The sequence below is a fragment of the Priestia sp. SIMBA_032 genome (assembly GCF_046535215.1).
Lineage (GTDB): Bacteria > Bacillota > Bacilli > Bacillales > Bacillaceae_H > Priestia > Priestia aryabhattai.
Window position 1 is genome coordinate 1 of record NZ_JAWRXD010001052.1, and the last position, 256, is coordinate 256.

Genomic DNA, 256 nt, shown 5'->3' on the forward strand with positions numbered 1-256 from the left:
TTCGTACTTCCCCAAGGAAGGGTGTTTTCTGGATTCAGCGTACTATCGCCATTAGCGAATCGTTCAGGGAAAATCTGATACCAAATGGTGTCTTTAATCCACGATGGTGCTTTGAATACATCATCTGCATGAATAAATGGAAAACAAAAAAAGTTACCAACATCATCATTTGGAATGTTAGAAAAGAATCCTCGCTCTGTATAAATAAGAGTGTCTGTTTCAGATTTTAATTCAAACCCATAACGTAAGCGCTTAA

1 protein-coding gene is annotated in these 256 nt (G+C 37.1%); it reads right to left on the reverse strand.

Annotation, left to right across the window (positions count from 1 at the left end):
• Positions 1-256 (reverse strand): alpha amylase N-terminal ig-like domain-containing protein (locus SB717_RS37565; RefSeq protein ID WP_410908230.1); only part of this gene is annotated, 256 nt, incomplete at both ends.